Origin of the sequence: Atlantibacter sp. RC6 (genome assembly GCF_014193285.1) — a bacterium.
Classification (GTDB): Bacteria; Pseudomonadota; Gammaproteobacteria; order Enterobacterales; family Enterobacteriaceae; genus Atlantibacter.
On sequence record NZ_JACHZE010000001.1, the window covers coordinates 807,639 to 830,937 of the forward strand.

General features: G+C 55.4%; 21 protein-coding genes and 1 tRNA gene. 17 read left to right on the plus strand and 5 right to left on the minus strand.

Features of this window, described 5'->3' with window-relative positions; all coding sequences use genetic code 11:
• Positions 1-36 precede the first annotated feature (36 nt).
• Entirely contained in the window at positions 37-1,218 is a 1,182-nt protein-coding gene (gene setB / locus FHW74_RS03900; RefSeq protein WP_183169234.1) for a sugar efflux transporter SetB, read from the plus strand.
• Here the strand turns inward: setB and FHW74_RS03905 are convergent.
• Positions 1,215-1,469: a YkgJ family cysteine cluster protein gene (locus FHW74_RS03905; protein WP_183169235.1), complete on the minus strand. Its 255-nt coding sequence runs from the start codon at positions 1,467-1,469 to the stop codon at positions 1,215-1,217. The two genes, setB and FHW74_RS03905, sit on opposite strands and share 4 nt — an antisense overlap.
• Positions 1,470-1,624: 155 nt before the next feature.
• Between FHW74_RS03905 and yeiP the strand changes: the two genes are divergently transcribed.
• From yeiP to yejF, 10 genes are all read left to right on the plus strand, one after another.
• Entirely contained in the window at positions 1,625-2,197 is a 573-nt protein-coding gene (yeiP, locus tag FHW74_RS03910) for an elongation factor P-like protein YeiP (RefSeq protein WP_161660417.1), read from the plus strand.
• A 248-nt stretch (positions 2,198-2,445) separates the two neighbouring features.
• Positions 2,446-3,912 carry a mannitol dehydrogenase family protein gene (locus FHW74_RS03915; RefSeq protein ID WP_183169236.1) on the plus strand — a complete coding sequence of 489 codons (1,467 nt, stop codon included), beginning with the start codon at positions 2,446-2,448 and terminating at the stop codon, positions 3,910-3,912.
• 118 nt (positions 3,913-4,030) lie between these two features.
• Positions 4,031-5,008 carry a GTP-binding protein gene (locus tag FHW74_RS03920; RefSeq protein WP_183169237.1) on the plus strand — a complete coding sequence of 326 codons (978 nt, stop codon included), beginning with the start codon at positions 4,031-4,033 and terminating at the stop codon, positions 5,006-5,008.
• A gap of 46 nt (positions 5,009-5,054) precedes the next feature.
• Positions 5,055-5,768, plus strand: a complete 714-nt coding sequence (locus FHW74_RS03925) for a phosphatase PAP2 family protein (protein WP_183169238.1) — start codon at positions 5,055-5,057, stop codon at positions 5,766-5,768.
• 414 nt (positions 5,769-6,182) lie between these two features.
• Positions 6,183-6,752 (plus strand): bifunctional murein DD-endopeptidase/murein LD-carboxypeptidase, encoded by a 570-nt coding sequence (mepS, locus tag FHW74_RS03930; protein ID WP_183169239.1) that lies wholly within the window; start codon positions 6,183-6,185, stop codon positions 6,750-6,752.
• Positions 6,753-6,921: 169 nt separating this feature from the next.
• Complete coding sequence (locus tag FHW74_RS03935; RefSeq protein WP_183169240.1) at positions 6,922-8,487, plus strand: cyclic di-GMP phosphodiesterase; 1,566 nt, start codon at positions 6,922-6,924, stop codon at positions 8,485-8,487.
• 119 nt (positions 8,488-8,606) lie between these two features.
• Entirely contained in the window at positions 8,607-10,412 is a 1,806-nt protein-coding gene (locus FHW74_RS03940) for an extracellular solute-binding protein (protein WP_183169241.1), read from the plus strand.
• Between the two features lie 9 nt (positions 10,413-10,421).
• Positions 10,422-11,519, plus strand: coding sequence for a microcin C ABC transporter permease YejB (locus tag FHW74_RS03945; protein WP_183169242.1), 1,098 nt, complete (start codon positions 10,422-10,424; stop codon positions 11,517-11,519).
• Positions 11,516-12,541, plus strand: a complete 1,026-nt coding sequence (locus FHW74_RS03950) for a microcin C ABC transporter permease (RefSeq protein WP_183169243.1) — start codon at positions 11,516-11,518, stop codon at positions 12,539-12,541. Before FHW74_RS03945 ends, FHW74_RS03950 begins: the two co-directional genes overlap by 4 nt.
• A 1-nt stretch (position 12,542) precedes the next feature.
• Complete coding sequence (gene yejF / locus FHW74_RS03955; RefSeq protein WP_183169244.1) at positions 12,543-14,132, plus strand: microcin C ABC transporter ATP-binding protein YejF; 1,590 nt, start codon at positions 12,543-12,545, stop codon at positions 14,130-14,132.
• A gap of 3 nt (positions 14,133-14,135) precedes the next feature.
• On the opposite strand, the gene FHW74_RS03960 is transcribed toward yejF, so the two are convergent.
• The 3 genes from FHW74_RS03960 to rsuA form a co-directional block, all read right to left on the minus strand.
• Entirely contained in the window at positions 14,136-14,477 is a 342-nt protein-coding gene (locus tag FHW74_RS03960) for a YejG family protein (RefSeq protein WP_125291609.1), read from the minus strand.
• A gap of 337 nt (positions 14,478-14,814) precedes the next feature.
• Positions 14,815-16,008: a Bcr/CflA family multidrug efflux MFS transporter gene (locus FHW74_RS03965; protein ID WP_183169245.1), complete on the minus strand. Its 1,194-nt coding sequence runs from the start codon at positions 16,006-16,008 to the stop codon at positions 14,815-14,817.
• 15 nt (positions 16,009-16,023) lie between these two features.
• On the minus strand, positions 16,024-16,731 hold the full coding sequence (rsuA, locus tag FHW74_RS03970) for a 16S rRNA pseudouridine(516) synthase RsuA (RefSeq protein WP_183169246.1): 708 nt from the start codon (positions 16,729-16,731) through the stop codon (positions 16,024-16,026).
• 140 nt (positions 16,732-16,871) lie between these two features.
• On the opposite strand from rsuA, the gene FHW74_RS03975 reads away from it, so the two are divergent.
• Entirely contained in the window at positions 16,872-18,629 is a 1,758-nt protein-coding gene (locus FHW74_RS03975; protein WP_183169247.1) for a DEAD/DEAH box helicase, read from the plus strand.
• Between the two features lie 124 nt (positions 18,630-18,753).
• On the plus strand, positions 18,754-19,038 hold the full coding sequence (gene rplY, locus FHW74_RS03980) for a 50S ribosomal protein L25 (RefSeq protein ID WP_183169248.1): 285 nt from the start codon (positions 18,754-18,756) through the stop codon (positions 19,036-19,038).
• A 62-nt stretch (positions 19,039-19,100) separates the two neighbouring features.
• Here rplY and yejK read toward each other — a convergent pair whose 3' ends face one another.
• On the minus strand, positions 19,101-20,105 hold the full coding sequence (yejK, locus tag FHW74_RS03985) for a nucleoid-associated protein YejK (protein ID WP_161660431.1): 1,005 nt from the start codon (positions 20,103-20,105) through the stop codon (positions 19,101-19,103).
• A 134-nt stretch (positions 20,106-20,239) separates the two neighbouring features.
• Here yejK and FHW74_RS03990 point away from each other — a divergent pair, with 134 nt between their 5' ends.
• From FHW74_RS03990 to FHW74_RS04005, 4 genes are all read left to right on the plus strand, one after another.
• Entirely contained in the window at positions 20,240-20,467 is a 228-nt protein-coding gene (locus tag FHW74_RS03990; RefSeq protein ID WP_125291603.1) for a YejL family protein, read from the plus strand.
• A 19-nt stretch (positions 20,468-20,486) separates the two neighbouring features.
• Positions 20,487-22,250, plus strand: coding sequence for an LPS biosynthesis-modulating metalloenzyme YejM (yejM, locus tag FHW74_RS03995; RefSeq protein ID WP_183169249.1), 1,764 nt, complete (start codon positions 20,487-20,489; stop codon positions 22,248-22,250).
• A gap of 76 nt (positions 22,251-22,326) precedes the next feature.
• A tRNA-Pro gene (locus FHW74_RS04000) sits at positions 22,327-22,403 on the plus strand.
• Between the two features lie 526 nt (positions 22,404-22,929).
• Complete coding sequence (locus FHW74_RS04005; protein WP_183169250.1) at positions 22,930-23,274, plus strand: putative T6SS immunity periplasmic lipoprotein; 345 nt, start codon at positions 22,930-22,932, stop codon at positions 23,272-23,274.
• The last annotated feature ends 25 nt before the right edge of the window (positions 23,275-23,299 follow it).

Sequence of the window (23,299 nt, forward strand, 5' to 3'; positions counted from 1 at the left end):
TAAACTGCGCACCTTCCTTAAACCTGAAGCTCCCACATGTCTAACAACACCACCGCACTCCCCCCACGCACGTTTGATATCACGTCCGCGTCTTTCTTAATTGTGGCCTTTTTGACCGGAATTGCTGGCGCATTGCAAACGCCGACGCTGAGCCTGTTTCTTACCACCGAAGTTCATGCGCGTCCGGCGATGGTCGGGTTCTTCTTTAGCGGCAGCGCGATTATCGGCATTATGGTGAGCCAGTTCCTGGCGGGGCGTTCAGATAAGAAAGGCGACCGTAAATCATTGATTTTCGCCTGCTGCCTGTTGGGCGCGCTCGCCAGCCTGCTGTTCGCCTGGAACCGCAACTACTTCGTGCTGCTGTTTATCGGGGTGTTCCTGAGCAGCTTTGGCTCAACGGCTAACCCGCAGATGTTCGCCCTCGCCAGAGAGCATGCCGATAAGACCGGGCGCGAAGCGGTGATGTTCAGTTCGATTCTGCGCGCCCAGGTGTCGCTGGCGTGGGTGATTGGCCCGCCGATCGCCTATGCGCTGGCGATGGGTTTCGGTTTTGATGTGATGTACATCAGCGCGGCCTTCGCCTATGTGCTGTGCGGGGCGATAGTCTGGTTTTTGCTGCCGTCGATGCGCAAATCGCCGGTGCCGGTGAGTGGCAAACTCGAAGCGCCGCGTAGCAACCGCCGTGACGCCCTGCTGCTGTTCGCCGCCTGTACCCTGATGTGGGGCACCAACAGTCTCTATATCATCAATATGCCGCTCTACATCATTAACGAGCTGCACTATCCGGAAAAACTGGCGGGGATCATGATGGGAACGGCGGCCGGGCTGGAAATCCCAACCATGCTGATTGCCGGTTACTATGCCAGACGCTGCGGCAAACGCTTCCTGATGCGCATCGCCACCGTCGCCGGGCTGCTGTTTTATATCGGCATGCTGACGTTCCACCACCCCATCGTGCTGCTGGGGATGCAATTGCTGAACGCCATCTATATTGGGATTCTGGCGGGTATCGGTATGCTCTATTTTCAGGATTTAATGCCCGGTCAGGCGGGGTCCGCCACCACGCTTTATACTAATACCACCCGCGTCGGCTGGATTATTGCCGGATCGATGGCCGGGATCATTGCTGAAATCTGGAACTACCACAGCGTGTTCTACGTTGGGCTGGCGATGATCGTGCTGACGCTGTGGTGTTTGCTGCGGATCAAGGACGTTTAAGGCGCGGTCTGCGCCTCCAGCCAGATCAGGTACTGCATCGCCTGATGGCGCGCGTCGCCGCACATCTCCCGCGATGGTTTTAACCCCGCGCATACCGCCGGGCGCAGCGGCGACAGGAAGATTTTGCAGCGCTGATGTTCATCAAGCTGCACACAAGGGGTATTGGCCGGTTTGCCCTGAGGCATACCCGGAATGGGAGTGGAAATAGAGGGCGCGGTACAGCATGCGCCGCAATCTGGGCGGCATTCCATTCGGGGCTCCGGGTCAGTATCGAGCGGCGACTTTAACAGGCTGTCGCCCCTGGCACTATGACTTTTACAGCAAATACAAATCCGCTTGCCACAATCGCAAGCCACGAGTAGTTTGACGCGATCTTTTATAAGACCCTATTAACAGGATTTTCCCAATGCCAAGAGCAAACGAAATAAAGAAAGGTATGGTTCTCAATTACAACGGCAAGTTGCTGTTGGTGAAAGACATTGATATCCAGGCGCCGAGCGCCCGTGGTGCCGCCACACTGTACAAAATGCGCTTCTCTGATGTGCGCACCGGCCTGAAAGTGGAAGAACGCTTCAAGGGCGATGATATCGTCGATACCGTCAGCCTGACCCGCCGCTTCGTGAATTTCTCCTACGTAGACGGCAACGAATACGTGTTTATGGATGCGGAAGACTACACGCCGTTTATCTTCAACAAAGAGCAGATTGAAGACGAGCTGCTGTTTATTCCTGAAGGCGGTATGCCGGATATGCAGGTGCTGACCTGGGACGAACAGCTGCTGGCGTTGGAACTGCCGCAGACGGTGGATCTGGAAATCGTCGAAACCTCTCCGGGTATTAAAGGCGCGTCCGCCAGCGCCCGCACCAAGCCCGCTACGCTGTCCACCGGTCTGGTGATTCAGGTGCCGGAATACCTGAGCAATGGCGATAAAATTCGTGTGCATATCCCTGAACGCCGCTATATGGGCCGTGCCGATTAAGCATTCCCTCAGGGGCAGCAATGCCCCTGTTTGTTACTATCCCGTTATTAAATCGATTTAGCCTGCATTTTCCTTCAAAAGTTATTATACCAATTAACCTCAGCACTTTGCCTTTCTGTTCCCATGCCCGGCGTTATTGCATGATCCCCTTCACAGTCTACAGATTATCCCGGCACACCAATTCACATTGCTGTCGTATAACTTTACACTGGTGATGTTAATTAATGGTTAATCAGGTAAAGCAAACAATGAAAAACCTCGCCACCGCAACGCTTCCAGCCGACGTGCAGACGCCGGATTACGACCGCAGCGCGCTGAAAAGCCGCATTGTGCATCTCGGCTTCGGCGCGTTTCACCGCGCGCACCAGGCGTTACTGACGGACCGGGTGCTGCGCAAAAACGGCGGCGACTGGGGGATTTGCGAAATCAGCCTGTTCAGCGGCGATACATTGATGAGCGCGCTGCGCGAGCAGGATCATCTGTTTACCGTGCTGGAAAAAGGCGCTGACGGGAATACCGCGATTGTGGTTGGCGCAGTGAACGAATGTCTGAATGCGAAGCTGGACGGCCTTGAGGCCATTATTGAGAAGTTTTGCGAGCCGCAGGTGGCGATCGTCTCCCTGACTATTACCGAGAAAGGCTACTGCATCGACCCGGCCAGCGGGCAGCTTGATGCGACCAACGAACGCATTATCCACGATCTGGAAAACCCGCATGCCCCGCACTCTGCGCCCGGCTTGCTGGTGGAAGCGCTGGCGCGACGCCAGGCGCGCGGGCTTAATCCCTTTACCGTACTGTCATGCGATAACATTCCGGAAAACGGCCACGTGGTACGCCAGGCGGTGATCGGCATGGCGCAAAAGCGCTCGCCAGCGCTGGCGGAATGGATTGCGCAACACGTTTCCTTCCCGGCCACCATGGTGGACCGCATCGTTCCCGCCGCCACGCCGGAATCGCTACAGGAGATCAGCGATATTCTGGGCGTCAACGATCCATGCGCCATCAGCGCCGAGCCGTTTATTCAGTGGGTAGTGGAAGATAATTTCGTCGCAGGCCGCCCGGAATGGGAGGCCACTGGCGTTCAGCTGGTTGATGACGTGCTGCCCTGGGAGCAGATGAAGCTGAGAATGCTCAATGGCAGCCATTCGTTCCTTGCCTGGCTGGGCTATCTGGCGGGCTATAAACATATCTCCGACTGTATGCGAGACGAGAATTTCAAAACCGCCGCCCGCAAGTTGATGCTGACTGAGCAGGCCCCGACGCTGCACATTACCGGCGTGGATTTAACCGCCTATGCCGACAGCCTGATCGCGCGCTTCAGCAATCCGGCGTTAAAGCATCAGACCTGGCAAATCGCAATGGACGGCAGTCAGAAACTGCCGCAGCGTATGCTCGACAGTATTCGCTGGCATCTGGCCAACGGCGGCGACTGGTCATTGCTGGCGCTGGGCGTGGCGGGCTGGATGCGCTACGTCAGCGGCGTGGATGACAGCGGCGCGCCGATTGATATCCGCGATCCGCTGGTAGATAAAATCCGTGCGCAGGTCGAGAAAAGCAGCGAGGACACGCGCGTGGAGGCGTTGCTCAGTCTGAAAGAGATCTTCGGTCAGGATCTGCCTGCTAATCCGGTGTTTATCCATACCCTGAAAGCGGCCTGGCAGAACCTGTGCCGCAGCGGCGCGCGCGACGCCGTAGCACGCCTGGCGCGTCGTTAATCCCTGGTTTTGGGGAGCAAATGTGCTCCCCCTCTTCTCTTTGTCCTCGTTTTTCGCCAGGATGACCGGCTACACTTTGTTATCGCTTTTTGCGATTGAGTTTCGCCAGGAGTCCGCTGTGACTAAAACCAACCTCATTACCGGCTTTCTCGGCAGCGGTAAAACCACCACCATTCTTCATCTGTTAGCCAATAAAGACCCCGCTGAGAAATGGGCGGTACTGGTGAATGAATTTGGCGAAGTGGGCATTGACGGCGCCCTGCTGGCCGATAGCGGCGCATTGTTGAAAGAGATCCCCGGCGGCTGCATGTGCTGCGTAAATGGCTTACCGATGCAGGTCGGTCTTAATACCCTGCTGCGCCAGGGTAAACCCGACCGGCTGCTGATTGAACCCACCGGGCTGGGGCATCCAAAACAGATCCTCGATATTCTGACCGCGCCGGTTTACGAGCCGTGGATTGACCTGCGCGCCACGCTGTGCCTGCTGGATGCCCGTCAGTTGCTGGAGCCGCAATACGTCGATAATGATAACTTCCGCGATCAATTGGCCTCCGCCGACATTATTATCGCCAACAAGCAGGACCGCGCCGACGCCGCCGCGCTGCAGGCGCTGGAACAGTGGCAGGAAAGCCACGCTGATAACCGTCAGATCGTGGTCGCTACCCAGGGGCGCATTGACAACGCGCTGCTTGACGCGCCGCGCCGTAACACCCGCGAATTGCCCTCCAGCCCGGAGCACAGTCACGCCCATCCCTCATCGCGTGGTTTAGCGGCATTGAATTTAGCCAGCCACCAGCGCTGGCGACGTAACCTGAACCAGGGCCAGGGCTATCATGCCTGCGGCTGGATCTTTGACAGCGAAACGGTGTTCGATACCATCGGCCTGCTGGAATGGGCGCGTCTGGCGCCGGTGGACCGGGTCAAGGGCGTGATGCGTATTCCGGAGGGGCTGGTGCGAATTAACCGCCAGGGTCTGGATTTGCATATCGAAACCCAAAACGTCGCGCCGCCGGATAGCCGCATCGAGCTGATTCACCACGATCAAGCCGACTGGAATGCCCTGCAATCAAGTTTGTTGAAGATTCGTTTAAGTTAGCCCGACTAACGTGGCCCGGGTGTAATCTGCAACTGTGATAAAGATCATGAAAACGCGTCTCCCTCTTATCGTGCTATTGAATATCGCCGGCCTTGCGCTGTTTTTTTCGTGGATGCTGCCGGTAAACCACGGATTCTGGTTTCCCATTGATTCGGGAATATTCCATTATTTCAATAGCCTGCTGGTAGAGAGTCGCGCGTTTTTATGGTTGGTGGCGATCACCAACAATCGCGCCTTTGACGGGTTTTCGCTGGTGGCGATGGGGTTGCTGATGCTGTGGTACTGGCTAAAGCAGACGCCGTATGGCCGCCGCCAGATTGTCATCATGGGTGTGGTCATGTTGCTGACGGCGGTGGTGCTGAACCAGATCGGCCAACAACTGCCGGTACAGCGTCACAGCCCGACGCTGTTTTTCACCGATATCCATCGGGTCAGCGAGTTGCTCAACATTCCCACTAAAGACGCCTCGAAAGACAGTTTCCCGGGTGATCATGGGATGATGCTGATGATCTTTTGTGGATTCATGCTGCGCTATTTCGGCGCGCGGGCCTTTGCTATTTCCCTGGTTATTTTTGTGGTTTTTTCCCTGCCGCGCATGATGATTGGCGCGCACTGGTTTACCGATATATTCGTGGGATCGTTATCCGTAATTTTAGTAGGGCTTCCATGGGTACTATTAACGCCGCTAAGCGATAAAATAATCACGCAGTTGAACTATTATTTACCGGGTAAGAATAAACAGATTCCGAATAGTCAGTAAATTGTTCAGAAAATAAACCGCCATTTGCGGCTTTAGCAAGGGCGGTTTTTTATTGCGCATCGAAATTTAGCTTAAATAGTAAACGCAAAATTTGTCATGAAAATGAAATGCTTGCTTATTTTTACCGCAGAAATGTTACGTAATTGTTTAAATATAATTTTTGTTTTTTAACATCACAAATTCTTATAAAAAATCGGATAAAAGCTCTCGCCATGGGGGTGTTGATCGGGTAATCTCGGTTTCGCTTTGTTGGCAAACGGTTAAATAGTGGCTCATGAGTAATCTTAGTGTGCGTTAATCCACATTTTTGCACATCCGGAATTGTCTCATCCCGCCTCGCTAATTAGTCTCGTCACGTTTGGCATTTTTTATAACGATATTTGTCGTTAAGGACTTCAAGGGAAAATAAACAACATGGTCACATCTCAACCGATTGTGAGATATTTCTTGCGGGTAATCCCTGCGATTGCAGTTGCGGTACTGCTCTCCGCTTGTAGCTCCACCAACACCGCAAAGAATATGCATTCTGAGACGCATGCAGTTGGCAGTAACGATAGTTTTTTACTGCAAGCCTCTCAGGATGAATTTGAACAGATGGTTCGTTCAGTCGATATCAAATCGCGCTTAATGGACCAGTACGCTAGCTGGAAAGGCGTGCGCTATCGCCTTGGCGGCAGCACCCGTAGTGGCATTGATTGCTCCGGTTTTGTGCAGCGTACCTTCCGTGAACAGTTTGGTTTAGAGCTGCCGCGTTCAACTTACGAACAGCAGGAAATGGGTAAACATATTTCCCGCAACGGCTTACGTACCGGCGATTTGGTACTGTTCCGCGCAGGCTCTACGGGGCGCCACGTGGGTATCTATATCGGGAATAACCAGTTCGTTCATGCATCAACCAGCAGCGGCGTTGTGATTTCCAGCATGGATGAGCCCTACTGGAACAAGCGCTACAATGAAGCGCGACGCGTACTGACCCGCAGTTAATCTTGTTGCCAGCTTCCCTTGGCTGTCCCAACAGATATCATTCAACAAAAAACGCTGCCCCGGCAGCGTTTTTTGTTTGCCGTACACACCGCGCTCACGCCTTTCATTAACCAGGTTATAGTGTCAGGTAACACCTCCCCCTTACGATGAGCACAGAGAGCCTCGCAGGATGAGAGCAACCCCTATCTTTGAGGGCTATCTGACGACGCCACGGAAAATGATCATGACGAGCATGATCGTCGGCGTCGTCATAGCGATGATCACGTCCGCGCTTTACGCCTTGTGGCTGCACCACAAGCGTGAACAGGGCTATGACATACTGGCGCAGGGTGTACAGCGTTACATGCGCGATTACTTCAACGATCTCGAAGCGGTTGCCGATACGCTACAGCCGCTCACCCAGTCAGAATGTAATCACGTCTCCGCCGATCTTACGTCCCGTGCGGCGTTCAATATTAACGTCCGCGCCTTCGTGCTGGTCAATAACGACACGGCCTACTGTTCATCGGCGACGGGCAGTATGTCGGAACCCATGGCGAAGCTGGCGCCGGCAATCGATACCCATCAAAAGATTGATTTAGAAATCATGCCCGGTACGCCGATGATGCCCGGCAAACCGACTATCGCTATTTGGTATCAGGATCCCGCTAACGCGCAGCGCGGGATATTCACAACGTTGAATGTCAATTTAACGCCCTATCTGCTGTTCACGTCACGCCATCGCGATGCGGCAAGCGTGGCGCTGGCAATCGGCGATAAAGCCATTAGCACGGCGTCGCCCGGCGTTCACAGCGTTGCCAGCCTGGCATCGCCGCCCCTGCGTACCGTCACCCTGGCGGATTATCCCATCAAGCTATTTATTTACGGCAGAACCTGGTCCCGGGAGGATATTGCGCTGTCAGCCCTGGCCGGGATTTTGTCTGGCGCGCTCGGCGGATGCCTGTGCGGTTACCTGCTGTATGTCCGTCAGCGCTCCGGTAAGGAGATCCTGCAAGGCATACGCCGCAATCAGTTTTATATTGTCTGGCAACCGGTGGTGGAATCCAAAAATCTCACCATGACCGGCGCGGAAGTGCTGATGCGCTGGGAACACCCTACGGCGGGCGCTATCCCGCCCGACGCGTTTATTAACTTTGCCGAAGCCCAACAGCTTATTGTGCCGCTGACCCGCCATCTGTTTAAGCTGATCGCCAAAGAGGCCCCGCTGCTGATGGGTATCCTGCCCCGGGGCGCGAAACTCGGCGTGAATATCGCGCCAGGGCATTTGCATTCGCCGGGGTTTAAAGAGGATATCCGCCAGTTCGCCGCCTCACTGCCCGACGGCCATTTCCAGGTGGTTTTTGAAATTACCGAACGGGATATGATCCAGGAGAAAGAAGCGGTGTCGCTGTTTGAATGGCTGCACCAGCAGGGATTCGAGATCGCCGTGGATGATTTCGGCACCGGCCACAGCGCGCTGATCTACCTGGAGCGCTTTACTCTGGATTACCTGAAAATCGATCGCGGTTTCGTTAACGCCATCGGCACCGAAACGGTGACCTCGCCGGTGCTGGATGCGGTGATCACCCTCGCCCGCCGGTTAAACATGACCACCGTCGCCGAGGGGGTAGAAACCTGGGAACAGACCAAATGGCTGCGCGATCGCGGGGTGAATTACCTGCAAGGATTTTTCTTTTCCCGCCCGGTACGCGTGGCCCAGCTTATCGACTGGCAGCGCCAGCGATCGGGTAAATAACCGATTCCGCGAGAATGTCGGGACATTTATTTCACAATCTCGCGCCCCTCACTTATTATTCACAGACAACAGCTTAGCCCGGCGGCAGCGCCGGGATAACTACAGGATCACGCCATCGTATGCTTGCGCGCGCACTGATTTTACTGCTTAGCCTGATAAGCAGCGTGGGATATACACAAGAAATTAAAGAAAGCTATTCGCTGGCGGTGCTGGGCGAACCGAAATACGCCGTAGATTTCACCCACTTTGACTACGTCGACCCTGCCGCGCCCAAGGGTGGCAATATCACACTTTCTACTATCGGCACCTTTGATAACTTTAACCGCTACGCCCTGCGCGGCAATGCGGCGGTGCGCACCGAAAATCTCTACGACGCGCTGTTTACCACCTCCGATGACGAGCCGGCCAGCTACTATCCGCTGATTGCCGAACGGGTACGCTATCCGGATAACTACGCCTGGGCGGAAGTCGAAATGAACCCCCGCGCCCGCTTCCACGACGGCAGCCCGATTACTGCCGAAGATGTCGCTTTCACCTTCTCAAAATTTATGACCGAAGGCGTGCCCCAGTTCCGGATTTATTACAAAGGTGCGACGGTGAAAGCCATCGCGCCGCTGACGGTGCGTATCGAACTCGCCACGCCGGGCAAAGAGAACCTGCTGGGGCTGTTTTCCCTGCCGGTGATGCCGAAAGCGTTCTGGAAAGATCATAAGCTGAGCGATCCGCTCTCCACCCCACCGCTGGCGAGCGGTCCGTATAAAATCACCGCCTGGAAAATGGGCCAGTACGTGACCTATTCGCGGGTGAAGGATTACTGGGGTGCAAATCTGCCGGTAAACCGCGGACGCTGGAACTTCGATACTATCCGCTACGACTACTACCTCGACGATAATGTGGCGTTTGAAGCGTTTAAGGCGGGCGCGTTTGATTTCCGCAGCGAAGTCAGCGCCAAAAACTGGGCCACCCGTTATATCGGCAAAAATTTCGACAATAAGTACATTGTCAAAGATGAGAAGAAAAGCGAGGCGGCCACCGATACCCGCTGGCTGGCGTTCAATATCCAACGGCCCCAGTTTGCCGACCGCCGGGTGCGCGAGGCCATCACCCTGGCGTTTGATTTTGAATGGATGAACAAAGCGCTGTTCTATAACGCATACAGCCGCGCCAACAGCTATTTCCAGAATACCGACTATGCCGCGCGCGATTATCCCAAAGCCGATGAACTGGTCTTACTGGCCCCGATGAAAGCCGACCTGCCGCCAGAGGTGTTCACCTCAATCTATCAGCCGCCGGTTTCCAAAGGCGACGGTTTCGACCGGGACAATCTGCTGAAAGCCATCGAGTTGCTGAAACAGGCAGGATGGGAGCTGAAAAACCAACAGCTGATAAACGTGAAAACCGGCCAACCGTTCAGCTTTGAGCTGCTGCTCTCCTCTGGCGGCAATAACCAGTGGGTGCTGCCGTTCCAGCATAATCTTGAACGCCTGGGCATTACGCTGAATATTCGCCAGGTGGATAACTCACAAATCACCAACCGGCTACGCACCCGGGACTACGACATGATGCCGACGCTGTGGCGCGCCATGCCGTGGCCGAGCTCCGATCTGCAAATCTCCTGGGCATCGGAATACATTGATTCCACCTATAACGCGCCCGGCGTGAAAAGCCCGGTGGTGGATAAGCTGATCGCGCAGATTATGGCGCATCAGGGCGATAAAGATAAACTGCTGCCGCTGGGCCGCGCGCTGGACCGTGTCCTCACCTGGAATTTCTATATGCTGCCCATGTGGTATATGTCCTCCGACCGTTACGCGTACTGGGATAAGTTTTCCCATCCGGCGGTAGCGCCCATCTATTCCCTGGGTTTCGATACCTGGTGGTATGACGTTAACCGGGCGGAAAAACTGCCCGCCGCGCGGCGTTAAGGAGCGACAATGGGCGCGTATCTGATTCGTCGTCTGCTGCTGATTATCCCGACCCTGTGGGCGATCATCACGATTAACTTTTTCATCGTCCAGATCGCCCCGGGCGGGCCGGTGGATCAGGCGATTTCCGCTATTCAGTTTGGCCGCGGCGGCGGGATCCCGGGCGTCAGTGGCGAAGGGGGCGGCCTGGGCCATGCCCAGGCGGGCGTGCGCAACCCTGGCGATAGCCAGTATCGCGGCGCGCGTGGGTTAGATCCGGAGATTATTGAAGAGATCACCAAACGCTACGGTTTTGATAAACCGCTGCATGAGCGCTATTTCACCATGCTGAAGGACTATGTGCGTTTCGATTTCGGCAACAGCCTGTTTCGCAGCGCCTCGGTGCTGGCGCTGATCCGCGACAGCCTGCCGGTGTCTATCACCCTTGGGCTCTGGAGCACATTAATTATTTACCTGGTGTCGATACCGTTGGGTATCCGCAAGGCGGTACGGAACGGCAGCGCGTTTGATGTCTGGAGCAGCGCGCTGATCATTGTCGGCTACGCCATTCCCGCGTTTCTGTTCGCCATCTTGCTGATTGTGCTGTTCGCGGGCGGCACCTGGTTCGATCTGTTCCCGCTGCGCGGCCTGGTATCGGCTAATTTCGACAGCCTGCCCTGGTATAAACAGATTACCGATTATCTGTGGCATATCACGCTGCCGGTGCTGGCGACGGTGATTGGCGGTTTTGCGGCGTTAACCATGCTGACCAAAAACTCCTTTCTCGATGAAATCCGCAAACAGTATGTGGTGACAGCCCGGGCCAAAGGTTTGGGCGAAAAACAGATCCTGCGCGGCCACGTGTTTCGCAACGCCATGCTGCTGGTGATCGCCGGATTTCCGGCGGCGTTTATCAGCATGTTTTTTACCGGCTCGCTGCTGATAGAAGTGATGTTTTCTCTCAACGGGCTGGGGCTGTTGGGTTATGAAGCCACCGTGTCGCGGGATTATCCGGTGATGTTCGGCACGCTGTATATTTTTACGCTAATCGGCCTGCTGCTGAATATCCTGAGCGATATCACCTATACGCTGGTCGACCCACGTATTGATTTTGAGGGACGCGGATGAGTCGCTTAAGCCCCGTAAACCAGGCGCGCTGGGCGCGATTTCGCCGCAACCGCCGGGGGTTCTGGTCGCTGTGGATTTTCGTGGTGATTTTTATATTAAGCCTGGCCTCTGAACTGATTGCCAACGACCGCCCGTTAGTGGTGCATTATCAGGATCGCTGGTTTTTCCCGGCGCTGGTTAACTACAGCGAAAGCGATTTTGGCGGCCCGCTGGCCACCCGGGCAAACTATCAGGACCCGTGGCTGGCGCAGCGCATCGAACAGCACGGCTGGGTGCTGTGGGCGCCGATCCGCTTCGGCGCGAACTCGATTAACTATGCCACCGATCTCCCCTTCCCTTCGCCACCCTCGGCGCAAAACTGGCTGGGTACCGACGCCAACGGCGGCGATGTGCTGGCGCGCATCCTTTACGGTACGCGCATCTCGATTTTGTTCGGCCTGATGCTGACTCTATGCTCCAGCGTGATTGGCGTGACGGCAGGCGCGATCCAGGGCTACTACGGCGGGAAAGTCGATCTGTGGGGGCAGCGATTTATCGAAGTCTGGTCGGGAATGCCGACGCTGTTCCTGATCATTTTGCTGTCCAGCGTGGTGCAGCCCAACTTCTGGTGGCTGCTGGCGATCACCGTGATTTTCGGCTGGATGAGCCTGGTCGGCGTGGTGCGGGCGGAGTTTCTGCGCACCCGTAACTTTGACTATATCCGTGCCGCCCAGGCGCTGGGCGTCAACGATCGGGCCATTATGTGGCGGCATATGTTGCCCAACGCCATGGTGGCGACCCTGACCTTTTTACCGTTTATTCTTTGCGGTTCGATCACCACGCTGACCTCACTGGATTTTCTTGGTTTCGGTCTGCCGCTGGGATCGCCGTCGCTCGGCGAGTTGCTGTTGCAAGGTAAGAATAACTTACAGGCCCCATGGCTTGGCATTACCGCTTTTTTCTCGCTGGCGATTTTGCTGTCACTGCTTATTTTTATCGGCGAAGCGGTGCGCGACGCCTTCGACCCCAGTAAGGTAGCGTAATATGACGTCTCCCCTGCTCTCCATCGACGGGCTTTCCATTGCCTTTCGCCAGAACAACGTTGAACGCCAGGTGGTGGATAATCTGTCGCTCAGCATCAACGCGGGCGAAACCCTGGCGCTGGTGGGCGAATCCGGTTCTGGCAAAAGCGTCACCGCCCTGTCGATTCTGCGCCTGCTGCCGACGCCGCCTGCGCTCTATCCGCAGGGCGATATTCTGTTCCAGGGGCAAACGCTGCTGCATGCCAGCGAAGCGCAGCTGCGCAAGGTGCGCGGCAATAAAATCGCCATGATTTTTCAGGAACCGATGGTGTCCCTGAACCCGCTGCACACTATCGAAAAGCAGCTATATGAAGTGCTGTCGTTGCATCGCGGGATGCGCCGTGAACCGGCGCGGGCTGAAATACTCACCTGCCTGGAACGGGTGGGGATCCGCCAGCCTGCCAGCCGGTTAAATGATTACCCACACCAGCTTTCCGGCGGCGAGCGCCAGCGGGTGATGATCGCCATGGCGCTGTTGACCCGCCCGCAGTTGCTGATCGCCGACGAGCCCACCACGGCGCTGGACGTCACCGTGCAGGCGCAAATCCTCCAGTTGTTGGATGAGCTGAAACGCGAGCTGAATATGGGCCTGCTGTTTATCACCCACAATCTGAATATCGTTAAAAGGCTGGCGGACAATGTCGCGGTGATGCAAAACGGCCAGTGCGTGGAGCAAAACGCGACGCGCCCGCTGTTCAGCCAGCCGCATCACCCTTATACCCAAAAGCTGCTGGCGTCTGAGCCGGAAGGCGATCCGGTCGCCCTCCCCGCCGACAGCCCGGTGCTGTTACGGGTAGCGGATTTACAGGTCGCGTTTCCCCTACGGCGCGGGATTTTCCGCCGCACCGTAGGGCACCACTATGCGCTGCGTCATCTGAGTTTTGAACTGCGGGCCGGTGAAAGCCTGGGGCTGGTGGGCGAATCCGGTTCCGGTAAAAGTACTACCGGCCTGGCGCTGCTGCGGCTGATCCCTTCGCTGGGTGAAATCTGGTTTGACGGGCAGCCGCTGCATCAGTGGAACCGCAAGCAGATGTTGCCGGTGCGTCATCGCATCCAGGTGGTGTTTCAGGACCCGAACTCGTCGCTCAATCCCCGTCTGGATGTACTGCAAATTATTGAAGAGGGCTTACGGGTACATCATCCGGAATTGACCGCCCAACAGCGCGAAGCCCAGGTGATGGACGTGATGCAGGAAGTGGGGCTCGACCCACAAACACGCCACCGCTATCCGGCGGAGTTTTCCGGCGGCCAGCGTCAGCGCATCGCCATTGCCCGCGCCCTGATCCTGAAGCCGGACCTGATGGTGCTGGATGAACCGACCTCATCTCTCGACAGAACCGTTCAGGCGCAAATTCTGGCGCTATTGAAATCATTGCAGGCGAAGCACCGCCTGGCCTGGCTGTTTATCAGCCACGATCTGGAAGTGGTGCGTTCGCTGTGTCATCAGGTGGTGGTGTTGAAACAGGGAGAAGTGGTCGAACAGGGGCCGTGCGGGCAGGTGTTTGCCTCGCCGGCGGCGGAATATACCCGCCAGCTGCTTACGCTGCGCTGATCCTCAGAAGGGATTCTGGCCGGAAAAGGTTTCGGCAATGGCAACGCCAAAGTTTTTCAGACGGCAGGTCGCCGCGAATTCGTCCTGCCGGTCCACGAACAGGCATGGTTCGCCCTCGCACTCCAGCACCGCGCAATCCACTTCAATATCCGTTAACGCCTGGCTTAATTTGTTCATCACCTGCCATGCGTTATCCACCGGGCTGAGCAGCTTCAGGCCCACCAGGCAATCGTCTTCGCTTTGCGCGCATTGCGGAATCGGTTCAACTTTTGAACCTGCGAAACCCGTCAGCCAACGATAGCTATTGGGCAAACGATGGACGATGGAAAGTTGTAACGTATTCATAATACTTCCCCAGCAAGAGCAAAAAATCACAATCACTTTACATACAGGTTAACACAATGTTGACGAAACGTAACATGATCAACATAGAAAACGGTTACACTGTTGCAAAAATTTCGGTTACTCATTCATCGGTAACCGTTTATTTTTGTGCGGTACTTCTCATTTCGGCGCTATATGTAACCTGTAACGCGATCTAACTCAACCTTTTTTGACTACAAAAAAATGACTTTTTAAGACCTTTACATTTACATTCGCGAAACAAATTGTACGGAGCCGGGGAATTTATTCGTTGATATGGATTAAGAAAGGGGTAGTTTTCATACCCCTGGAGTGGCAGTTAGCGGTGTCTTTTTGGACGACTGGCGTAGAGATAAAAAAGAAGCGAACAGGTCGCGCAAAACGCAATAGAGCCGATCATCGGCCAGGCGGAATTAAAGGTGAACATTGAAAGCAGCGCGCCGGTAATCGCGCCAATGCCGAAGCGAAATGTCCCCGCCAGCGATGATGCCGTCCCGGCCATATGCGGAAACTCATCCAGAATGACCGCCATGGCGTTAGAGGCCACCATTGAAATACAGCCAACAAACGCCGCCACGCCCAGCACCAGCGCCCAGAAGCCGAAGTTAAACTGCGCGCTCACCACCATCCACACCGCCATCGCAAACTGAATAAACAGCCCGGTGCGGAACATGCGCAGCGCCCCAATACGCCGTACGAAGCGGCTGTTAAATATCGTCATCACAAACAGGAACACGATATTCAGCGCGAAGTAATAACCAAAATCCTGCGGTGAAACGTGGTTAATTTCGATATAGACAAACGGCCCGGCACTCAGGAAGGAGAACATCCCGGCGAAGCTGAAGCCGCTGGCGAGCATGTAACTGAGTACGCGCTTATGGCGAAACAGCGAGGCAAAGTTCCCCACCGTGGTGCGGAAGTGGAATTTTTGCCGCCGCTCGGCTGGAAGCGTTTCCGAAATCAAAAAGAAAATCATCGCCGAGGCGATCAGCGCCGCCACCGCCAGGATCCAGAAGATAGTATGCCAGCTGAACCACACCAGCACCGCCCCGCCTACCATCGGCGCCACCAACGGCGCAATGGTGGTGACCAGCATCACGAACGACATCATGCGCGAGAACTCCTCTTTGGGATAGATATCGCGCATCAGGGCGTTAATCACCACGCTTGCCGCCGCAGCCGCCAGGCCGTGCAGAAAGCGCATGGCGATCAGCTGGTCGATAGTCTGGGAGAGCGCGCAGGCTATCGCCGCCACGGCAAACACCAGGGTTCCGCCGAGGATCACCGGCTTGCGGCCCAGGCTGTCCGCCATCGGGCCGTAAAATAGCTGCCCCACCGCAAAGCCCAGAATATAGGTGCTGAGCGTCATCTGGGCGCTGCCGGCGGGCACGCCGAACTGCTGGGAAATCACCGGCAGCGCGGGCAAATACATATCGATAGACAGCGGCATCAGCATGGCTAACAGGCCAAGAATAATGACGATCCCCATCGAGGAATTTTGTCGGGTGGTCACTCCACTCTCCTGCATTTAGCGTGACGGCAAGCCGACACTGGCAATTTCGTCGTCAGTCAGCGGGCGGTATTCGCCCGGCGCTAAATCGTCATCCAACACAATCGCGCCAATACGTTCGCGGTGCAGCTCCACCACGTGGTTGCCCACTGCGGCGAACATGCGCTTCACCTGATGGTAGCGGCCCTCGCTGATGGTCAGACGCACCTCCGTCGGGGTGATCACTTCCAGCACTGCGGGTTTGGTGAGATCTTTTTCGTTATGCAGTTGAACACCCTTTGCGAACTGGTCAGCGGTATCATCCGCGACCGGCGACTCCAGCGTCACCCGATAGGTTTTCTCGCAATGATGGCGCGGCGACGTGATACGATGGGACCACTGGCCATCATCGGTCAGCAGCACCAGACCGGTGGTATCAATATCCAGACGCCCGGCGGCATGCAGTTTGTGCGCCAGCGGTTCATCCAGGAAATAAAGAATGGTGGGATGATCCGGGTCGTCAGTGGAGCAAACGTAGCCCTGAGGCTTATTGAGCATAAAATAGCGCGGGCCGCTCTGCTGCACGAGAGAGTTGCCTTCATAGGCCACATCATGTTCGGGTTTCAGTTTGAACGCGCTGTCTTTAACCGGTTCGCCATCAACGGTCACCCGGCTGGCGCGGATCTCACGCCCGGCAATAGCGCGGCTGATGCCTAGCTGCTGGGCGATAAATTTATCAAGTCGCATTGAAGTATTTTGCCTGTTTAACGCGGTCCAGCGTTGGCTGGTAAGGAAGAAATCATTAAGACCGGTGAGTATAGCGGGCTAATGGGCCCGCTCAAGATTAAAATGATATTTCGCACGCTAATGAATTTGAAAAGCACTGAATGCTAACGCTACGTCCCTATCAGCGCGAGGCGGTAGACGCCACCCTCGCCCACTTTCGCAAATCCGCTGAACCCGCTGTGATCGTCCTGCCGACCGGCGCGGGGAAAAGCATTGTTATCGCCGAGCTGGCGCGGGTAGCGCGTGGGCGCGTGCTGGTGCTGGCCCATGTCAAAGAGCTGGTAGAGCAGAACCACGCCAAATATTGCGCGCTCGGGCTGGAGGCGGATATTTACTCCGCCGGGCTGAAGCGCAAGCAGAGCCAGGCCAAAGTGGTATTTGGCAGCGTGCAGTCGGTGGCGCGTAATCTTGAGGAATTTCAGGGGGAGTTCTCGCTGCTGATTGTCGATGAGTGCCACCGCATCAGCGACGATGACGACAGCCAGTATCAGCAGATTTTGCGCCATCTGCGCCAGAGCAACCCGCGGCTGTGCCTGTTGGGACTCACCGCCACCCCTTTCCGGCTTGGCAAAGGCTGGATTTATCAGTACCACTATCATGGCATGGTGCGCGGCGACCAGAACGCGCTGTTTCGCGACTGCATCTATGAGCTGCCGCTGCGCTACATGATTAAACACGGCTACCTCACCCCGCCGGAACGGCTGGATATGCCGGTGGTGCAGTATGACTTCAGCCGCCTTCAGCCGCAGTCGAACGGCATTTTCAGCGAGGCGGACCTGAACCTCGAACTGAAAAAACAGCGCCGCATCACCCCGCATATCATCAGCCAGATTGTCGATTTCGCCGCTACCCGCATGGGGGTGATGATTTTCGCCGCCACCGTCGAACACGCCAGGGAGATCACCGGCCTGCTGCCTGCCGGCGAGGCGGCGTTGATCACCGGCGAAACGCCCGGCCCGGAACGCGACCTGCTGATAAACGATTTCAAAGCGCGTCGCTTCCGCTATCTGGTGAATGTGTCGGTGCTGACCACCGGTTTTGATGCACCCCATGTGGATGTGATCGCCATTCTGCGCCCGACCGAGTCGGTCAGTTTGTATCAGCAGATCGTCGGGCGCGGGCTGCGGCTGTTTGAGGGCAAAAGCGACTGTTTAATCCTCGATTACGCAGGCAACCCGCACGATCTGTTTACCCCGGAAGTCGGCGCGGCGAAAAAGGGGTCGGACAATGTGCCGGTGCAGGTGTTCTGCCCGGCCTGCGGTTTCGCCAATACTTTCTGGGGGAAAACCACCCCCGACGGTACGTTGATCGAGCATTTTGGCCGCCGCTGCCAGGGTGTGCTGGAGGATGACGACGGTAACCGCGAGCAGTGCGACTATCGCTTCCGCTTTAAAAACTGCCCGCAGTGCAATGCAGAAAATGACATCGCCGCCCGGCGCTGCCATGAATGCGATACCGTGCTGGTCGACCCTGACGATATGCTGAAAGCGGCGCTGAAGCTGAAGGACGCGCTGGTGCTGCGCTGTAGCGGCATGCAACTGCAAAGCGGCAGCGATGCGAAGGGCGAGTGGCTCAAGGTCACCTATTATGATGAAGATGGCGCGGACGTAAGTGAGCGCTTCCGCCTGCATACGCCCGCCCAACGCACCGCCTTTGAGCACCTGTTTTTACGCCCTCATACCCGCACTCCCGGCATACCGCTGCGCTGGATCACGGCGGCGGATATCGCGGCGCAGCCTGCGCTGCTGCGCCATCCGGATTTTGTGGTCGCGCGGATGAAAGATCGCTTCTGGCAGGTGCGGGAGAAGGTGTTCGATTACCAGGGCCGCTACCGCCGCGCCAACGAATTACGCGGTTAACGGCGGTTTTCATTGAAGCCGGGGGCGGTTATGGCTATAATCCCGCCCGCTTTTGCATCCGCAAAGCAGATAATCTGCCTGTCGCTGGGTCGCCTGCGACAGGAATTTAACAAGAGAAAAGTTAATGTTTACTATCAACGCAGAAGTACGTAAAGAGCAGGGTAAGGGTGCGAGCCGCCGCCTGCGCGCAGCGAACAAATTCCCGGCCATCATTTATGGCGGTAACGACGCTGCTATCTCCGTCGAACTGGACCACGACCAGGTTATGAACATGCAGGCTAAGCCTGAGTTCTACAGCGAAGTGCTGACTATCGCTGTTGACGGTAAAGAAGTAAAAGTTAAAGTTCAGGCCGTACAGCGTCACGCTTACAAGCCGAAACTGCAACACATCGACTTCGTTCGCGCGTAATTGCCGGGCTGGTCTGAAGAAACGCCGCGTAATGCGGCGTTTTTTTTGGTTTCAATAAAGCGCTATTTACCGGACGTGCGACGCTGAAGCTGGTCGCGCAGATTCGGCGGGGTGCCCTTGATGGTCAGCGTGTCGGTGGCCGGATCCCAGAAAATACGCTCACCCAGCAGCATGGCATCAAAATTAATCGTCAGCCCGCCGCCGCTACCGGCATATTTGGTTAACTGGCGCAACGTGCTGCGATCCGCCGGGAAACTCTCTTCCAGCTCATAGCCCTGCTCGGCGGTAAAGGCTTCAAAACTCACTTCGCTAACGCCGGACAGCTCTTTCGACAGCGAGGCCAGTTCAATCTCTTCCCCCGCCTGCAACTGCTCGTTGCAGTAGCTGTAAACCTGCTGACGCACATTCTGGCGCTCGGCTTTATCCAGTTGCGCCTCTGCCGTATAGTCATCCACCGCCTGCAACAGGCCGCGGTTTTGCGCTTTGGCGTTGAGACCTTCGCTGGCCCCGAGGAAATCCATAAAGAAATCGGCGACCTTGCGCCCTACCCGCCCTTTCAGAAAAGTCAGATAACGGGTGGACTCCGGGTTGGTTTCCCACTCGGTGAGATCGATACGCGCCACGATGTCGGCGTGATTGATATCGAGATAATGCGTTGAGCTGATATCCAGATTTTCATTAACCCGCATGCTGCTGAGATTGTTCAGCACCGCCACCAGCAGATACTCCACCGCCAGATAACGGTAGTGGCAAAACAGCACGATGCCACCGTCGGCGAACGGGTATTTCGCCAGCTCATCGCGCAGACGCCCGGTGGCGGCGCGGCTAAACCCCAGGAAATCCTCTTCGCCCTGACGGCACAGACGCAGCGACTGCGCCAGCTCGCTCTCTTCGGTAAACAAACCGTAGGCTTTGTTTTTTGCGCTGTACACGCGATGCAGTTCCGCCATCATCTCTTCCACGGCGGCATTCGGCTCCAGCAGAGAATCCCGGAGCACCAGCTCCAGATTCTGCTCATCGCGCTTGATTAACTGGTGTATTGCAATCTGGTCGATATCCAGACTCATGATAAACTCTCCTTTTAGACCGGGCGGTATTCAACCACTGACCGACGTCCGCTGCAACTCTGATAAAAATGGGGAAATATTACCGTTGCTACGGTAATATATCGGACTTTCTCGAACTTAACTGACGTAGATTTATGCCACAACTCTCCCGCTATAGTGATGAACGCGTTGAAGCGCTGCTTACAGAAATGGTGAATGTGCTGGAAAAGCATAAGGCGCCGACCGACCTGTCCCTGATGGTGCTCGGCAATATGGTGACCAACCTTATCAATACCAGTATCAGCCCGTCCCAGCGCCAGGCGCTTGCTCACTCGTTTGCCGAGGCGCTAAAGTCTTCGGTTCGTGAAGACGACGCGCACTAAGGAACACTGTTAATACGTTATGGTGACTAACCGTCAGCGCTACCGTGAAAAAGTCTCCCAGATGATCAGCTGGGGGCACTGGTTCGCCCTGTTTAATATTCTGATGGCGATGGCTGTTGGTAGCCGCTATCTGTTTGTCGCCGACTGGCCCACCACCCTGGTGGGGCGTGTTTATTCCTATATCAGCCTGGTCGGGCACTTCAGTTTTCTGGTGTTCGCCGGCTATTTGCTGATCTTGTTCCCGCTGACCTTTATCGTGATGTCGCAGCGGTTGATGCGCTTTTTATCCGCTATTCTGGCCACCACCGGCCTGACGTTGCTGCTGATTGACAGCGAAGTGTTTACTCGCTTCCATCTACACCTCAACCCGGTGGTGTGGGAGCTGGTGATCAACCCTGACCAGAGCGAAATGGCCCGCGACTGGCAACTGATGTTTATCAGCGTGCCGGTGATTTTACTGATTGAAATGCTGTTTGCGACCTGGAGCTGGCAGAAATTGCGCAGCCTGTCGCGTCGTCGACACTACGCGCGCCCGGTAGCCATTTTCTTCTTTGTGTCGTTTATCGTTACCCATGTGGCGTATATCTGGGCCGATGCGAATTTCTACCGCCCTATTACGATGCAGCGCGCCAACCTGCCGCTCTCCTACCCGATGACCGCGCGACGCTTTCTTGAGAAGCACGGTCTGCTGGATGCGGCGGAATATCAGCGCCGCCTGGTGGAGCAAGGCAACCCGGAAGCGGTGTCGGTGCAGTATCCGCTTAGCGAGTTGCGTTACCGCGATTTAGGCGCAGGCTACAACGTCCTGTTGATTACCGTCGACGGGCTCAACTATTCACGCTTCGAACAGCAGATGCCTGCTCTGGCGCAATTCGCCGCGCAGAACGTCAACTTTACCCAGCATATGAGCTCCGGCAACGCCACCGATAACGGCATTTTTGGCCTGTTCTATGGCATCTCGCCGGCGTATATGGATGGCGTGCTGTCGGCGCGTATTCCGGCGGCGCTGATCACCGCGCTGAACCAGCAGGGCTACCAGTTGGGCCTGTTCGCTTCAGACGGTTTTAATAGTTCGCTGTACCGCCAGGCGCTGCTGTCTGATTTCTCGCTGCCTGCGGCGCAGAACCAGTCCGATGAACAAACCGCCTCGCGCTGGATCAACTGGCTGAATCAGTATGCCTCTGAGGATAACCGCTGGTTCTCCTGGGTGGCGTTGAACGGCACTAACCTGCCTGCGGATACGCAACAAAAAGATTTCGCGCGTCGCTATGGCCGTGCCGTCAGCGATGTGGATGCGCAAATCCAGCGGATTCTGGCGTCGCTGCAAAGTAAGGGCAAGCTGGAAAATACCGTCGTGATCGTCACCGCGGGCCACGGCGTGCCGTTGGGCGAGCAGCGCGATAACTTCGACTGGTCGCGCTCGCATCTGCAAGTGCCGCTGGTGGTTCACTGGCCGGGCACGCCTGCCCAACGCGTCGGCAAGCTTACCGATCACCAGGACGTGATGACGACACTGATGCAGCGTCTGCTGCACGTGCGCACCAGCGCTAATGAGTATTCCCAGGGCGAAGACCTGTTTGCGCCAACGCGTAAGAATAACTGGGTGGTTAGCGCGGATGCCCTGACGCTGGCGATTACCACGCCGGAACAGACGGTCGTGCTGGAAAACAGCGGCAAATACCAGATCTATAACCCGACGGGTGAAAAAGTGAAGGAAACCAAGCCACAGCTAGGCCTGCTGTTACAGGTGCTGACCGACGAAAAACGGTTTATCGCTAACTGATTGATTAATTATAAATCACTCGGTAAGCCTGCCCTTGCAATCAGCGTGGAAACAGGTAGTATTAGCGACCACAAATCGGCACGTAGCGCAGCCTGGTAGCGCACCGTCATGGGGTGTCGGGGGTCGGAGGTTCAAATCCTCTCGTGCCGACCAAATTATTCACCGGTAAGTTTCTTTAACGACCGGTTACCCCTTAAGAACCCGCATTCTCTCTGAGTTTGCGGGTTTTTTAATGCCTGTCGGTATCGTTATCTGCCGTTTACAGACGGCGGATTTAGCTATACGGTTAGTTATAAATCCTCTGTATAACTCAAGGCCGGATAACTATGGCAGGTTCAACCAGCCCGTTCATCCATATGCAAATCCGGATAGCCCGTTCAGCAAAAAAAGAATTTTACCTGGGCCATTTATACCAGTGAGTCTGGATTGGGCTAACTGACCTGAAAATTGCTCTTCTTAATTGGTGTGAGGAGTAGGATTAACAAACAATCCAATAAACATTATAGGGATATTCTATGCCGGTTGATGAGCATGTTAGTGAAACATCAGGAACACGAATTAGCCCCGGTGGGGTAAGGCTGGGTAATAATGGCTTATCTGCCTATAGTGAGTATAACCCTGGCGAATCGGTTTATTCACTTCTTCAAAAATATCAGAAAGTAATGAAGGGATTTCCCAGATGAGAAGGTTAATCATCGTACCTTATCTATTCCTGCTTTCAGGTTGCCCCGGCGGTATACCCGCACCCCAGCCAGGAAGTACGTTTATTAACGGAGAGCATCTCTGTTTTAGTATTGATAGAAAAGATGTATTGAATTATTACCGTATTGAATCAAATCAGGGAAAGGGATACCACGTAGTTAAATATGCCGATAATTTAAGACTTTCCTATCCTGATGATTGCATTGATATGAAGTGGGAAGCTGGATATTCGTATTCGATATCATACGGATTGAATGGTAAGAATTATGTACATAATGTTTTTATTGATAACAACGGGCAAGTGAAAGATACAGAGTATTAAATATCTTATTGGTTGCTTTTTACGC